12 protein-coding genes and 1 tRNA gene are annotated in these 14,570 nt (G+C 46.0%); 2 read left to right on the forward strand and 11 right to left on the reverse strand.

All coding sequences use genetic code 11. From position 1 onward, the window contains the following. Positions 1-45: 45 nt before the first annotated feature. The 10 genes from rpoB to MASE_RS17570 all read right to left on the reverse strand — a co-directional run bounded on the left by rpoB (position 46) and on the right by MASE_RS17570 (position 10,994). Entirely contained in the window at positions 46-4,074 is a 4,029-nt protein-coding gene (gene rpoB / locus MASE_RS17525; RefSeq protein WP_014951039.1) for a DNA-directed RNA polymerase subunit beta, read from the reverse strand. A 325-nt stretch (positions 4,075-4,399) separates the two neighbouring features. Then, positions 4,400-4,777 (reverse strand): 50S ribosomal protein L7/L12, encoded by a 378-nt coding sequence (rplL, locus tag MASE_RS17530; RefSeq protein WP_015068303.1) that lies wholly within the window; start codon positions 4,775-4,777, stop codon positions 4,400-4,402. A gap of 57 nt (positions 4,778-4,834) precedes the next feature. Beyond that, a complete protein-coding gene (gene rplJ, locus MASE_RS17535; RefSeq protein WP_014951041.1) occupies positions 4,835-5,353 on the reverse strand; it encodes a 50S ribosomal protein L10 in 519 nt (172 codons plus the stop codon). A gap of 306 nt (positions 5,354-5,659) precedes the next feature. Then, on the reverse strand, positions 5,660-6,355 hold the full coding sequence (rplA, locus tag MASE_RS17540; RefSeq protein WP_014951042.1) for a 50S ribosomal protein L1: 696 nt from the start codon (positions 6,353-6,355) through the stop codon (positions 5,660-5,662). A gap of 4 nt (positions 6,356-6,359) precedes the next feature. Continuing rightward, on the reverse strand, positions 6,360-6,788 hold the full coding sequence (gene rplK / locus MASE_RS17545; protein ID WP_014951043.1) for a 50S ribosomal protein L11: 429 nt from the start codon (positions 6,786-6,788) through the stop codon (positions 6,360-6,362). A gap of 250 nt (positions 6,789-7,038) precedes the next feature. Then, positions 7,039-7,590 (reverse strand): transcription termination/antitermination protein NusG, encoded by a 552-nt coding sequence (nusG, locus tag MASE_RS17550; protein WP_014951044.1) that lies wholly within the window; start codon positions 7,588-7,590, stop codon positions 7,039-7,041. Between the two features lie 4 nt (positions 7,591-7,594). After that, positions 7,595-7,972: a preprotein translocase subunit SecE gene (secE, locus tag MASE_RS17555; protein WP_014951045.1), complete on the reverse strand. Its 378-nt coding sequence runs from the start codon at positions 7,970-7,972 to the stop codon at positions 7,595-7,597. Between the two features lie 81 nt (positions 7,973-8,053). Continuing rightward, positions 8,054-8,130: transfer RNA gene (locus tag MASE_RS17560), tRNA-Trp, on the reverse strand. A 167-nt stretch (positions 8,131-8,297) separates the two neighbouring features. Beyond that, the gene (locus MASE_RS17565; RefSeq protein ID WP_014951046.1) at positions 8,298-10,139 is read right to left on the reverse strand and encodes an ABC transporter ATP-binding protein; all 1,842 of its coding nucleotides are present in this window, start codon (positions 10,137-10,139) and stop codon (positions 8,298-8,300) included. A gap of 231 nt (positions 10,140-10,370) precedes the next feature. Further along, a complete protein-coding gene (locus MASE_RS17570; protein ID WP_014951047.1) occupies positions 10,371-10,994 on the reverse strand; it encodes an RraA family protein in 624 nt (207 codons plus the stop codon). A gap of 252 nt (positions 10,995-11,246) precedes the next feature. Here MASE_RS17570 and MASE_RS17580 point away from each other — a divergent pair, with 252 nt between their 5' ends. Both MASE_RS17580 and MASE_RS17585 read left to right on the forward strand, forming a co-directional pair. Beyond that, positions 11,247-13,313, forward strand: a complete 2,067-nt coding sequence (locus MASE_RS17580) for a M13 family metallopeptidase (RefSeq protein ID WP_014951048.1) — start codon at positions 11,247-11,249, stop codon at positions 13,311-13,313. A 122-nt stretch (positions 13,314-13,435) separates the two neighbouring features. Further along, entirely contained in the window at positions 13,436-14,128 is a 693-nt protein-coding gene (locus MASE_RS17585) for a lysoplasmalogenase (protein WP_039229366.1), read from the forward strand. Here the strand turns inward: MASE_RS17585 and MASE_RS17590 are convergent. Then, the gene (locus MASE_RS17590; RefSeq protein WP_014951050.1) at positions 14,125-14,523 is read right to left on the reverse strand and encodes an ACT domain-containing protein; all 399 of its coding nucleotides are present in this window, start codon (positions 14,521-14,523) and stop codon (positions 14,125-14,127) included. The two genes, MASE_RS17585 and MASE_RS17590, sit on opposite strands and share 4 nt — an antisense overlap. Positions 14,524-14,570: the final 47 nt, after the last annotated feature.

Genomic DNA, 14,570 nt, shown 5'->3' on the forward strand with positions numbered 1-14,570 from the left:
CGCAAGCGCCGGGCCATCTCATAACATTACGTGGCTAACGCCGTATTACTTTTCTTCAAGCTCGATGTTGATACCCAACGAGCGAATTTCTTTAAGTAGTACGTTGAATGACTCTGGCATGCCAGGTTCCATTCTATGGTCGCCATCGACGATGTTCTTGTACATCTTGGTACGGCCGTTAACGTCATCCGACTTAACGGTAAGCATTTCTTGAAGGGTATATGCTGCACCGTATGCTTCAAGTGCCCACACTTCCATCTCACCGAAGCGCTGACCACCGAACTGTGCTTTACCACCAAGAGGCTGCTGTGTAACAAGGCTGTAAGAACCAGTAGAACGCGCGTGCATTTTGTCGTCTACTAAGTGGTTCAGTTTCAGCATGTACATGTAACCAACCGTAACTGGACGCTCAAATTCGCGACCGGTACGACCGTCAAACAAAGCAATCTGACCGCTTTCTGGAATATCAGCAAGCTTCAGCATTTCTTTGATTTCAGATTCACGAGCACCGTCGAATACAGGTGTTGCTACTGGAACACCCTTACGAAGGTTTTCCGCTAGACGACGAACTTCGTGGTCTGTGAAGCTATCGATGTCTACTTCTTGGTGATTCTCACCAAGCTCGTACACCTTCTTCAAGAAGTCACGTAGTTCAGCCAGCTCGCGCTGCTCTTTAATCATACGATCAATCTTCACACCAAGACCGTGTGCAGCCATACCCAAGTGCGTTTCTAGGATCTGACCGATGTTCATACGAGACGGTACACCTAGTGGGTTAAGAACGATATCTACCGGCGTACCGTTAGCATCGTATGGCATGTCTTCTACAGGCTGGATAGTCGAGATAACACCTTTGTTACCGTGACGACCGGCCATTTTATCACCCGGTTGGATGTGACGTTTAACCGCAAGGTAAACCTTAACGATCTTAAGCACGCCAGGTGCTAGGTCATCGCCTTGAGTAATCTTGCGACGCTTACCTTCAAACTTCTTATCGAAATCAAGTTTGATTTCAGCATGCTGATCAGCGATTTGGTCTAGCTCTAGCTGTGCATCTTCACTGTTAAGTGCGATTTCAAACCACTTTTCACGCGGCAGGCTGTCAAGCTTAGCTTGGTCAACACCAGCACGTAGAAGTGCAGTTTGTGCACGTGCAAAGATACCGTCTGCAAGAATTTCGAACTCGTCAGTAAGGTCTTTCTTAACCTGACGTAGCTGCATATCTTCAATTTCTAGCGCACGCTTGTCTTTTTCTACACCGTCACGGGTAAATACTTGAACGTCGATTACCGTACCGTGAACAGAGTTAGGTACACGTAGAGACGTATCTTTAACGTCAGACGCTTTCTCACCGAAGATTGCACGTAGTAGTTTTTCTTCTGGCGTAAGCTGCGTTTCACCTTTAGGCGTTACTTTACCTACAAGGATGTCACCGCCTTTCACTTCCGCACCAATGTAAACAACACCTGATTCATCAAGCTTGCTTAGTGCAGATTCACCCACGTTCGGGATATCAGAAGAAATTTCTTCTGGCCCAAGCTTAGTATCACGAGCGATACAGCTAAGCTCTTGAATGTGGATAGTAGTAAAACGGTCTTCCTGCGCTACACGCTCAGAAATAAGGATTGAATCCTCAAAGTTGTAACCATTCCACGGCATGAACGCGATACGCATGTTCTGACCAAGTGCAAGGTCACCTAGGTCTGTTGAAGGACCATCAGCTAGCACGTCGCCTGCAACAATCGGGTCACCAACACTACAAGTAGGCTTCTGATTGATACACGTGTTTTGGTTAGAACGAGTGTACTTAGTCAGGTTGTAGATATCGATACCTGCTTCACCTGGAAGCATTTCATCTTCGTCTACTTTAATAACGATACGGCTGGCATCTACGTAATCAACCACACCACCGCGCTTAGCAACTACAGTAACACCTGAGTCAACCGCGATAGTTCTTTCCATACCGGTACCAACTAGCGGCTTATCAGCGCGTAGTGTAGGTACTGCCTGACGTTGCATGTTCGCACCCATAAGTGCACGGTTCGCATCATCGTGCTCTAGGAATGGGATAATGCTTGCAGCAATTGAAACGATTTGCTGAGGTGAAACGTCCATGTACTTGATGTCTTCTTTCGGCATCAAGGTAGTTTCACCACGGTGACGACATGGAATTAGGTCGTCAACCAACTCGCCTGCTTCAGTCAACGCGATGTTTGCCTGAGCGATTGCGAATTGACCTTCTTCAATTGCAGATAAGTAATCGATTTCGTCTGTTACCACACCGTCTACAATGCGACGGAACGGCGTTTCTAGGAAACCGAAGTCATTGGTACGCGCGAAGCTTGCCAATGAGTTAATTAGACCGAAGTTCAGGCCTTCCGGCGTTTCGATTGGACATAGACGACCGTAGTGAGTCGGGTGTACGTCTCGAACTTCGAAGCCTGCACGTTCACGTGTAAGACCACCCGGGCCTAATGCAGAAATACGACGCTTATGCGTTACTTCTGATAGCGGATTGTTTTGGTCCATGAACTGAGAAAGCTGAGATGAACCGAAGAACTCTTTAACCGCAGCCGAGATAGGCTTAGCGTTAATAAGATCTTGTGGCATCACGTTGTCTAGGTCGCCTAAGCTTAGACGCTCTTTAACTGCACGCTCAACACGTACAAGACCAACGCGGAATTGGTTCTCTGCCATTTCACCTACAGAACGGATACGACGGTTACCTAGGTGATCGATGTCATCTACTTCGTCTTTACCGTCACGAATCATTATTAGCTGCTTCATTACAGAAATAATGTCTTCTTTATCTAGTGTACCAGCACCAATAAGTTCTTCACGGCCAAGACGGCGGTTGAACTTCATGCGGCCAACAGAAGACAAGTCGTAACGTTCATCAGAGAAGAACAGGTTATCGAACAAGGTTTCAGCTGCATCTTTTGTTGGTGGCTCACCAGGACGCATCATACGGTAAATTTCAACTAGTGCTTCAAGGCGGTTAGTTGAAGAATCGATACGTAGCGTATCTGAAATGTATGAACCGTGATCTAGCTCGTTGATGTAAAGCGTTTCGAACTCTTTGATGCCCGCTTGGCTAAGTGCCGCTAGGTTTTCAAGGGTTAGTTCGTCGTTCGCGCTTACAATCACTTCGCCTGTGTCTTCGTTTACATAAGTAGCTGCGTAAACACGGCCAATTAGGTAATCGGCTGGAACTTCAAGTTCTGTAAGACCGGCTTTTTCTAGTGCACGCGTGTGGCGCGCAGAAATACGACGACCCGTTTCAACAACAACGTTGCCTTCACCGTCAATGATGTCAAAAGCAGCCGTCTCACCACGTAGGCGATCTGGAACCACTTCCATCATTAGTTTGTCTTTGTCGATACGTACGCTTACTTTGTCGAAGAAAGTATCTAGGATTTCTTCAGACGTCATTTCAAGTGCGCGTAAGATAATCGTTGCAGGCAACTTACGACGACGGTCGATACGTACGAATAGGTTATCTTTCGGGTCAAACTCGAAGTCTAACCACGAACCACGGTAAGGAATTACACGTGCGTTATAAAGCACTTTACCTGACGAGTGGGTTTTACCTTTGTCGTGATCAAAGAATACACCAGGTGAACGGTGTAGCTGTGACACGATAACACGCTCTGTACCATTGATAACGAACGTACCGTTCTCAGTCATCAACGGGATCTCGCCCATGTACACTTCTTGTTCTTTAATATCTTTTACGGTACCTGGCGCAGCGTCTTTATCGAACAACACTAACCGTAGTTTTACTCTTAACGGAGCAGAGAAAGTTACGCCGCGAATTTGACATTCTTTAACGTCGAAAACGGGCTCTCCCAGGCGGTAGCTTACATACTGAAGCTCTGAACTACCTGAGTAGCTTTTAATTGGAAAAACGGAACGAAATGCTGCTTCCAAACCGTATTGAGCATCTGCATCGATCTCAATAAACTTTTTGAAAGAATCAAGCTGAATTGAAAGAAGGTATGGAATTTCCAATACCTGTGGGCGTTTGCCAAAATCCTTACGGATACGTTTCTTTTCGCTATAAGAGTAAACCATGGGTTCCTCAGCCTGCTGATTTATGACCCAACCTGCTGCAAAATGCTTTAAAACGCGTGCTATGGGCTAAAAGCTACGTTTCAAATGGCGCACTAAGCAACAAACTTCCACAACCCTTTTTCGGGCAGATACACCAGCATACAACAAAATTTAACCAATTATTAGTTAACTTGTTGGATTTTTATGCTTTTTATGGGTATTTCCGAATGGCGCTTTAAGTAGTGTAACCAAGGGTTAGATTCTACACACTATACAGCGCAAAAAGGCTGGTGGTTTAAAAAACCACCAGCCTTGCCGTCTCAGGCAATAATCTGACTATGTCAGATTACTTGATTTCTACTTCTGCACCAGCTTCTTCAAGCTCTTTCTTAAGTGCTTCAGCTTCATCTTTGCTTACGCCTTCTTTGATAGCTTTAGGAGCAGACTCAACTACTTCTTTAGCTTCTTTAAGACCTAGGCCAGTCGCGCCGCGAACTGCTTTGATAACTGCAACTTTGTTGCCACCGAATGAAGTCATTACAACGTCGAATTCAGTCTTTTCTTCTGCAGCAGCAGCGTCACCGCCAGCAGCTGGACCAGCAACAGCAACAGCAGCTGCAGCAGATACGTTGAATTTTTCTTCAGCCGCTTCGATTAGTTCAACCAGTTCCATTACTGGCATTTCAGCGATTGCGTTTAAGATATCTTCTTTAGTTAGAGCCATGTTCTCTAAACTCCTGGGTATAAAATGTTAAAAAAATCAATATGCCAAAAACGCCAATTACTTGGTGTCTTTGACCGCCGCCAATACGCGCACAAACTTGCCAGGAACTTCGTTGATTGTTTGAACGAATTTCCCAACTGGTGCTTTGAAGGTTGCAAGTAGTTTCGCAAGCGCTTCGTCGCGGGTAGGTAGTGCTGCAACTGCGTCCAATTTCTCTGGACCAAGAAGACCGCTACCAATAGATAGTGCTGTAACTTTTAGCTTATCGTTAGTCTTACCGAAGTCTTTGAAAAGACGTGCCGCACCGCCTGGTGCGTCGATAGAGAAACCATAGATAAGCGGACCAGTTAAGGCGCTGTCTAAGTCTGCAAATTGACTGTCTGCTAGAGCACGCTTTGCAAGAGTATTACGTACAACCTTTAGGTATACGCCTTGCTCACGAGCTTTAACACGTAGGTCAGTCAGTTCTGCAACTTCCATCCCACGGTATTCAGCAACGGCTACGGATAGAGCGCGAGACGCAACTTCAGAAACTTCTGCTACGATCTCTTTTTTTGCTGCTAAACCTAGTGCCACTGAGTTCACCTCTTTGTATCTGACTTTGTTTGCGGTTACCCGCTTACGCCGTCAGGGTTCACAGATTGATACCAACCCTCATGGTTGATACCGCTCTACGGTGTTTGTTACCCCAGAGAGTCTGAGTCAAACCACCGTCTGCGCAGGTTGTTGTATTAAGCAGTGTGTTGACTGTGAAAGTTCTCTTACCTCTTTCACCACACCGCACCTGCGGTCTAGGACGGGAGCTGCTTATTAGCACTGCTAATTGTCACAGCTCCAACCCATAACCTTTAAGAGATTTCGATAAGCCTAAGCTCAGCGAAATTAAAGACCTACAGAAGCCTTATCAAGAGCAACACCAGCACCCATTGTAGTGCTTAAGCTGATCTTCTTGATGTATGTACCTTTAGCAGAAGAAGGCTTAGCTTTCTTAAGTGCTTCAAGTAGCGCTTCAAGGTTTTCTTGAATTTGGTTCGCTTCGAACGCGATCTTACCGATGCTAGCGTGGATGATACCGTTCTTATCGTTACGGTAGCGTACCTGACCAGCTTTAGCGTTCTTAACTGCCGTTGCAACGTCAGGCGTTACAGTGCCAGTTTTTGGGTTAGGCATAAGGCCACGTGGACCTAAGATTTGACCTAGTTGACCAACAACACGCATTGCGTCTGGGCTAGCAACTACTACGTCAAAGTTCATTTCGCCTTTCTTAACTTGCTCAGCTAGGTCATCCATACCAACGATGTCTGCACCAGCTTCTTTAGCTGCTTCAGCATTTGCACCTTGAGTGAATACTGCAACGCGAACGTCTTTACCAGTACCGTTAGGTAGTACAGTTGCACCACGAACGTTTTGGTCAGATTTCTTCGCATCGATACCAAGGTTAACAGATACGTCTACGCTTTCTGCGAACTTAGCTGTTGCTAGTTCTTTAAGAAGCGCTACTGCTTCGTTGATTTCGTACTCTTTAGTAGAGTCAACTTTGTCGCGGATTAGGCGAGCGCGTTTAGTTAATTTAGCCATTCGATTAGTCCTCTACGTTCAAGCCCATTGAGCGAGCAGAACCCGCGATAGTGCGTACCGCTGCATCTAGATCAGCTGCAGTAAGGTCTGGCTCTTTAGTTTTAGCAATCTCTTCCAACTGAGCGCGAGTAACTTTACCCACTTTTTCAGTGTTAGGACGGCCAGAACCACTCTTGATGCCCGCTGCTTTCTTAAGCAGGTAAGACGCAGGAGGAGTCTTAGTTTCGAATGTGAAAGAGCGATCTTCGTATACAGTAATTTCTACTGGTACTGGAGCGCCTTTCTCAAGGCTTTCTGTTTTCGCGTTGAAAGCCTTACAGAATTCCATGATGTTTACACCGTGTTGACCTAGTGCAGGACCAACTGGTGGACTTGGGTTAGCAGCGCCTGCTGCAACCTGAAGCTTGATAATACCGCTTACTTTTTTAGCCATTTTACATGCTCTCTTGTTTGGGTCTAACGCCTCGCAAATACAGAGATTATTTGCTCAATCGGCTTCCCGTTTCCGTTTAAAAGGGCGCGCATTATATAAGGTGATTAATTACTATGCAAGGGCTATTTAGAATAAAAAACCATCGAAAGGTCAGTATTTTTACGCTCTCGCCGTTTAACCGGAGACCTTATACAAAAAAGCCCCGTCAAACGGGGCTTTTTAAAAATACTATACGGTAGCTTGAATAGGCTTAGCCTTTTTCTACCTGACCAAATTCTAGATCTACTGGAGTAGAACGCCCGAAGATAAGCACCGATACTTTTACGCGGCTCTTTTCGTAGTCTACTTCTTCTACCACACCGTTGAAGTCTGCAAATGGGCCATCGATAACGCGAATAACTTCGCCTGGCTCGAACAGCGTCTTTGGTCTTGGCTTATCAACGTTTTCTTCAAGACGATTTAAGATAGCGTCAGCTTCTTTCTGCGTGATTGGCATAGGACGGTCAGATGTGCCGCCGATGAAACCAAGTACGCGAGGTACGCTTTTCACTAAGTGCCATGACTCTTCTGTCATCGCCATTTCTACCAATACGTAACCAGGGTAGAACTTACGCTCAGATTTACGCTTTTGACCCGCACGCATTTCTACTACTTCTTCTGTTGGTACTAGTACCTGACCGAAGTAGTCTTCCATATTGTGCATTTTGATGTATTCAAGCAGGGTCTTCTTAACGCGAGACTCGTATTGTGAATAGGCTTGAACTACGTACCATCTTTTCTTTACTGCTTCTTCTTCAGACATACGGTTATGCTCCTATTCCTGTAATAAAGCCAACTACACGAACGATGATGCCGTCTAGTCCCCATAAAATTAGTGCCATAATTAACGTCGCTGCAAGCACGATAAGTGTAGTTTGGTTCGCCTCTTGGCGAGTTGGCCACACAACCTTGCGAACTTCTGTGCGAGACTCTTTAGCAAAGCTCAAGAAGGTGCTACCTTTTTCGGTAGTTGCCGCGATGAAACCAGCTATACCAACAACTACAACAATTGCGATGGCACGGTATAGTACCGAGATCTCACCGTACATTGTATTAGCGGTTACTAAACCGGCAAGTAGTGCAAAAACCACTACCCATTTAAACATGTCCAATGCATTGGACTGATTTTCCGTCTTTTCGCTCATGTTACGATCCTAGCACTACAGCGTCGTTGTTTTACGCATCTAAAAAATGCGCAACTTAAAAATTCTTAGTTTAAGTAAATTTGGCAGGGGTGGAGGGACTCGAACCCCCAACCATCGGTTTTGGAGACCGCTGTTCTACCAATTCGAACTACACCCCTGTGGTGTCGATAAGACAAAATTTACTTACACTGCCCTTGTGAGTTGTGCGTCTTTTCTAAGGAAAGTGCGGTATCGCAAGGGAGGGACGCGTATTATACTTAACCACTTTCAAGATACAAGCGGTTTATCCATCCCATCTGCGATTGAACGCTAATTCGCGCCTTGCCTATTCAACGCCTATAAATCCGCCCGTTTGGTGCGCCCAAAGCTTGGCATATATGCCATTGTGCGCAATAAGCTCGGTATGGGTTCCCTGCTCTACAATGTTGCCCTTATCCAGAACAAGTAACCTGTCCATTTGCGCAATGGTCGACAGTCGATGCGCAATAGCCAGCACGGTTTTGCCTTCCATCACTTTATCCAGACAGGCTTGAATTGCCGCTTCAACTTCTGAATCTAGCGCTGATGTGGCTTCGTCCAGCACTAATACAGGCGCGTCTTTTAACAATACGCGAGCTATGGCAATTCGCTGGCGCTGACCGCCTGAAAGCTTAACGCCTCGCTCTCCTACATGCGCGTCGTACCCTGTTCTACCGTGACTATCGGTAAGCGTAAGAATAAAGTCGTGCGCTTCGGCCTGTTTGGCTGCACGGATCATATCTTCTTCTGTCGCATCCGTGCGTCCGTAAAGAATGTTATCGCGTACCGAGCGATGCATCAGAGAGGTATCTTGAGTCACCATGCTGATTTTAGCACGAAGCGTCTCTTGGCCTACTTCAGTAATATCTTGGCCGTCAATAACAATACGACCACTCTGGGTATCGTAGAAACGCATGAGCAAATTGACCAGCGTCGATTTACCCGCACCAGAGCGCCCCACTAAGCCCACTTTTTCTCCAGGCTTAATGGCTAAATCCAAGTTAGTGAACACATCAATAGGTTTGTTGTCTGCACCTGAATAGGAAAAATGCACGTTATCGAAATTAATCCCGCCGCCATTTACCTTTAACGCATCGGCTTTTGGCTTGTCTTTTACTGCAATAGGCTGCGCTAGTGTATTCATGCCGTCCTGCACCGTGCCTAAGTTTTCGAACAAACCTGATACTTCCCACATAACCCAGTGCGACATACCGTTTAGTCGCAAACACAGACTAATAGCTATGGCGATATCGCCAGGGCTCGCAATGTTTTCCATCCACAAATACACAGATAGCGCACCAATGGTGAAAATAAGAATGGCGTTAGCCATTTCCACACAGAATTCCAACACGGTGACCAAACGCATTTGCGGGTAAACCGTTTTAAGAAAACCATCCATGCTTTCTTTAGCGTAATCCGCTTCGCGGCGACTGTGTGAAAACAACTTCACAGTGGTGATATTGGTATAGCTATCAACAATACGTCCGGTCATTAATGAGCGCGCGTCGGCTTGCTTTTGCGAAACTTCTTTTAGTTTAGGCACCAGCACTTTCAAAATGCCAATGTATACAAAGAACCACACGATAAGCGGCATGGCTAAGCGCCAGTCTGTACTGAAAATAAGCACGACCATAGAGATGAAATAAACGCTGATGTACACCAATAAATCGAGAACCTTGGTTACGGTCTCTCTTACCGATAGCGCAGTCTGCATCACCTTGGTAGCGACACGGCCGGCAAACTCATCGTGAAAAAAAGTTAAGCTCTGACCAAGCAAGTAGCGGTGCGCTTGCCATCTAATGCGCATAGGGTAGTTCCCCATCAGGGACTGGCGTGAAAACAACGAGCGCAACAAAATAAACAGCGGAATAAACACGAGAACAGTTAGTCCCATGCCGATAAGGGTAAATTTTTGGTCTGCTAAAAACGTGTCGCGGTTTTGATCAGAGAACCAGTCAACTAACTGCCCTAAAAAGCCGAACAGCGCCACTTCTAACATGGCAACAATGGCACTTAACACGGAAACAGTAAGGATTACGCCCCACATGCCTTTTGTATAGTACTTACAAAATGCAACGATACCTGTTGGCGGTTGGGTAGGCGGCGTGTCAGGGAAAGGCTGGGTCAGCTTTTCAAAAAATGAAAACATGTAGAACTCGTTAGTTATTCAGTGACAGAGCACGTTTACGTATGCCCCAAAATGCTGGGTCACAATTCTACACGATAACTGAAAGTGTGTTGAACTTTGCGGTGCTTTTTTACCGCAAAGCTCGTTTAACATTAGTTAATATTTGGCACAGACTGATACTTGGCGAAAATTATTATTTGGAGAAGAGCTAACATAAAACAACCCAACTATAAGCGAGTTTTCTGTCAGCTTTCACTCTGCAAAGCCCAGTTTAGCCAGTATGCTTTCTACTTTTTCAGCGTGTTCAGCCTGCCACTGCCCAAGTGACATAGAGCCGTCTTTCCGGGCACGTTTTTGAGCAATATCATAGGCTGCTAACGCCTCATCTTTTGGGATTACTGCAATCCCCTCTTCGTCTGCAACAATAATGTCTCCGGCGTGAACAGTTACACCTGCACAGGTAATCGGCTCATTTAGCGGCGATATGCACTTTTTGGCGCCTGGCTTGGGTATAACGCCTCTGGCAAATACCGGAAACTTGTTGTCACGGGTTTCTGCAAGATCTCGTATAACACCATCAATCACGAAACCTTTTATGCCGCGCGACTGGGCTATCGCGCAGACGTTACCGCCCGCGACAGCGAATTCATCATCGGCTTCCACAACAATAATGTCACCGGGGCTTGCGCGATATATAGCCGCATGCAGCATAAGATGGTCTCCCGGCTCACACTTAACGGTAAATGCTGGACCCGCAATGCGTGGCATGCCTTCCCACAATGGTTTTATCGCATAGTGCATGAACTGCTCTCTTGGCAGCGCATCGGCGTACTCACAAGGTGATACGCTATCGAAAGGGGTATTGTGTAAGTCCATCGCCGTTCCTTGAATGTTGTAGTGTGTGAAAAAAAACACTATAGCGAAATTAGCCCTACAAGTTGTTACAAGCTGTGTATTTTCACTATAAACACTTTTTCTATCCCCCCCACCATGCTAAAAATTAGTAAAAAGCGTGCACGCAATACGCCACACCATTCTTTCGAAGGGATGCACAGGTTTCGCAACGCACTAAAAACAATAAGCGACAAGCCCAAATGTCGCCCAATAAAATGAAAAGGAAAACTCGACATGTTACGTAGCGTTTTAAGCTTAAGCGTGGCACTGGCCCTCACGGCTTGTAGCCCACAAAATTCATCCACAGAACAACAGACACAGAGCGCGGCTACCGAAGAAGCTCAGCAACAGCTTTCTTCAGGTGTCATTAAAGAAAATATGGATCTGTCTGTTGACCCAGGTGATGACTTTTTCCGCTACGTAAACGGCAAGTGGTTTGATAATTTTGAAATACCGGCAGATAAATCGAGCTACGGTTCTTTCGTGATCCTTCGCGATGAAGCACAAGATCACGTTATGGATATTATAAAATCGTCTGCCGAAGGCGACTTTAAAGCGGGCAGCGACGAGCAAAAAGTCGGTGATTTTTACCGTGCCTATATGGACATGGAAACCCGCAACGAACTTGGTACGACGCCGCTAAAGCCTGAGTTAACTAAGATTGATGCCATTGAAGACTACACCGACCTTGCTGAGTATTTCGCTTATGCAGCTCGCTATGGCTACGGTGCGCCGTTCAGCCTAACTCAATACCCTGACCTTAAGTCGCCAAAAGAATATTTGATGTACACGTGGCAGTCGGGCTTAGGCCTTCCTGAGCGCGAGTACTACTTCAAGGACGACGAAACATCACAAACCATTCGCGATGCCTACGTTAAACATATTCAAACCATGTTTGAGCTGGCGGGTTTCGACGCGCCTAAAGAAAGTGCGGATATGCTGTTCGCACTTGAGACTAAAATTGCTCAGCTACATATGAAAAAAGAGCAGGCCCGTAACTTTGCTGCCAACTATAACAAACTGACAATTGAAGAACTTAAAGCGTTAATGCCTAAGTTCGACTGGGACGCTTATCTTACTGAAGCAGACATTAGCGACATTCCTTCGCTAGGCATCCTGCAAAAAGACTACATGCAAAACATTGATGGCGTTATTGCAGATACTTCACTGGAAGATTGGAAAACGTTCCTTAAGTGGGGCTTGCTAAATGCTTCAGCCAGTCGCTTAAATGCTGAGCTTGATGAAGCAAACTTCAATTTCTACAGCAAAGTGCTTCGCGGTGTTGAAGAGCAACAGCCACAATGGCGTCGTGCAGTAAGCCTTTCAAATGCTCATGTAGGCGAGCTAATCGGTAAGGTTTATGTAAAACAGCACTTCCCGCCTGAAGCGAAAGATCGCATGATGGAAATGGTTAATAACCTGTTGTTAGCTTACAAAGAAAGTATCGAAAATCTTGATTGGATGACAGATGAAACCCGTGCACAAGCACTAGACAAGCTATCTAAGTTTACCGTGAAAATTGGTTACCCAGACCAGTGGAGAGACTATTCAGCGCTGACAGTTAATGCCAGTGACCTGTTTGGAAACCTAAAGCGTTCTTCGGACGTGCTGTACGAAGAAATGCTTAAGAAACAAGGCGGCCCAGTGTGGACCCATGAATGGGGCATGACACCACAAACTGTTAATGCTTACTACAACCCTCCGCTAAACGAAATTGTATTCCCTGCGGCTATCCTTCAACCTCCGTTCTTTGACATGAACGCCGAAGATGCGGTTAACTACGGTGGCATTGGCGCGGTAATTGGTCATGAAATTGGCCATGGTTTTGATGATTCAGGGTCAACCTTTGACGGTGACGGCGTTCTGCGAAACTGGTGGACTGACGAAGATCGCGGCGAGTTTGAAGCACGCACTGCAAACTTGATTGAACAGTATAACCAGTTTGAGGTTCTGCCTGACTTGCACGTGAACGGTGAATATACCCTAGGTGAAAACATCGGCGACCTTGGCGGCATCAGCATCGCACTTAAAGCTTACCACCTGTCTCTTGATGGTGAAGAAGCCCCTGAACTAGACGGTTTCACTGGCGATCAGCGTGTATTCATTGGTTACGGCCAGGTTTGGGCAAGCAAATATCGCGAAGAGGCGTTGCGCAGCCAAGTACAAACCGATACCCATTCACCTACGAAGTTCCGCACTAACGGTGCTGTTCGCAACGTACCTGAATTCTACGAAGCGTTTAACGTGACCGAAGAAGATGCGTTGTATTTACCACCAGAAGAACGCGTAAAAATTTGGTAATTCGCGCACATTGAATAGCGCATATAAAATTCGATAGCTAAAGCCCCATGTTTGCTTCACCAAACTGGGGCTTTTTTTGTCGTGTTGAAGTGTATGACCGAGCAGTTTCAAAAAGGCTAAATATGAATGTAAGAACAACTATTGTCTTTAGCAGCTTAGCGTTGATTTACCTGGCGACGCTGCCGCTTACCCCCTACGTGGCGCAATTCTTACCCAAAGCCCTACCTATTGTGGTACTGGCAGTTTTCGCCTATACAAAACTTAGCGCCATGCCGCGATACATGGTGTTGGCGGCGTTACTTTTTAGTCTTGCCGGAGATGTTAGTCTGGCCTTGCCCTTTGCTGATAGTTTTATTACCGGCTTGGCGTGCTTTTTTGTTGCCCATTTAACGTATGCTATGTGTTTTGCGTTGCTGCATCGCCGCCTACAAGAAACGCCCGGCGACCATATCATTTCACGCAAACCAAAGTGGTTCATTAGTATTATTATGATTAGCTTTGCCGTAATGATGGCAGTGCACATTCTGCCAGCGTCGAAAGCCTTATTTTACCCTGTAGTCGCCTATATTAGCGTAATCACACTGATGGGTTTAACCGCAGTGTGGTTGGCTCAAACTAAGCTGATCGTAACCGGTGCGTTATTTTTTGTGATATCAGATGCCATTCTCGCCCAGTCGGTTTTCAAAACCCCGCTTCCACTGTCTACCATTTGGGTAATGACAACTTACTATGGTGCCCAATATTGCTTAACCATGGGGCTGGTTGATGGTTTTTTGAGAAAAGAGAATAGGCAGGAAGAGATTGGTCAGACCTAGTTAGACAACGACGTTAAAACGTCTATCGCCAAGTCGGCTTTTTCAGCTGGCACGAAAATATGGTCGTGATAATAAGCGGCCACCACGTTGGCGCTAATTCCTGCCTTACCCAGCGCGGTGGACATAGCTGCAGTCATGCCTACCGCTTCCAAACTAGAATGCACTTCACAGGTTATACAGCGGTAATAACCTTCAAATTGCAGATTAGCTTTCTCGGCTGCGGCAACCGGAAGAATAAGGGTGGTGCCCTCGCGTTCTTGAAACATCCCCTTAGCTACTGAAATTAACGCACTAGTTAATCTGTCAGCAGGCAAGGTAGTAAAAACGTAATTTTCACGACTCGCCACAGGATTCAGATTTTTCAGTAACACGCCCAAGTCAGTTTCAGCGACCACACTCAACCTTCCTTTGTATAACGTCAATACTTATTTATTGAAGCTCT

This window comes from Alteromonas macleodii ATCC 27126, assembly GCF_000172635.2.
In the GTDB taxonomy this organism is placed as follows: domain Bacteria; phylum Pseudomonadota; class Gammaproteobacteria; order Enterobacterales; family Alteromonadaceae; genus Alteromonas; species Alteromonas macleodii.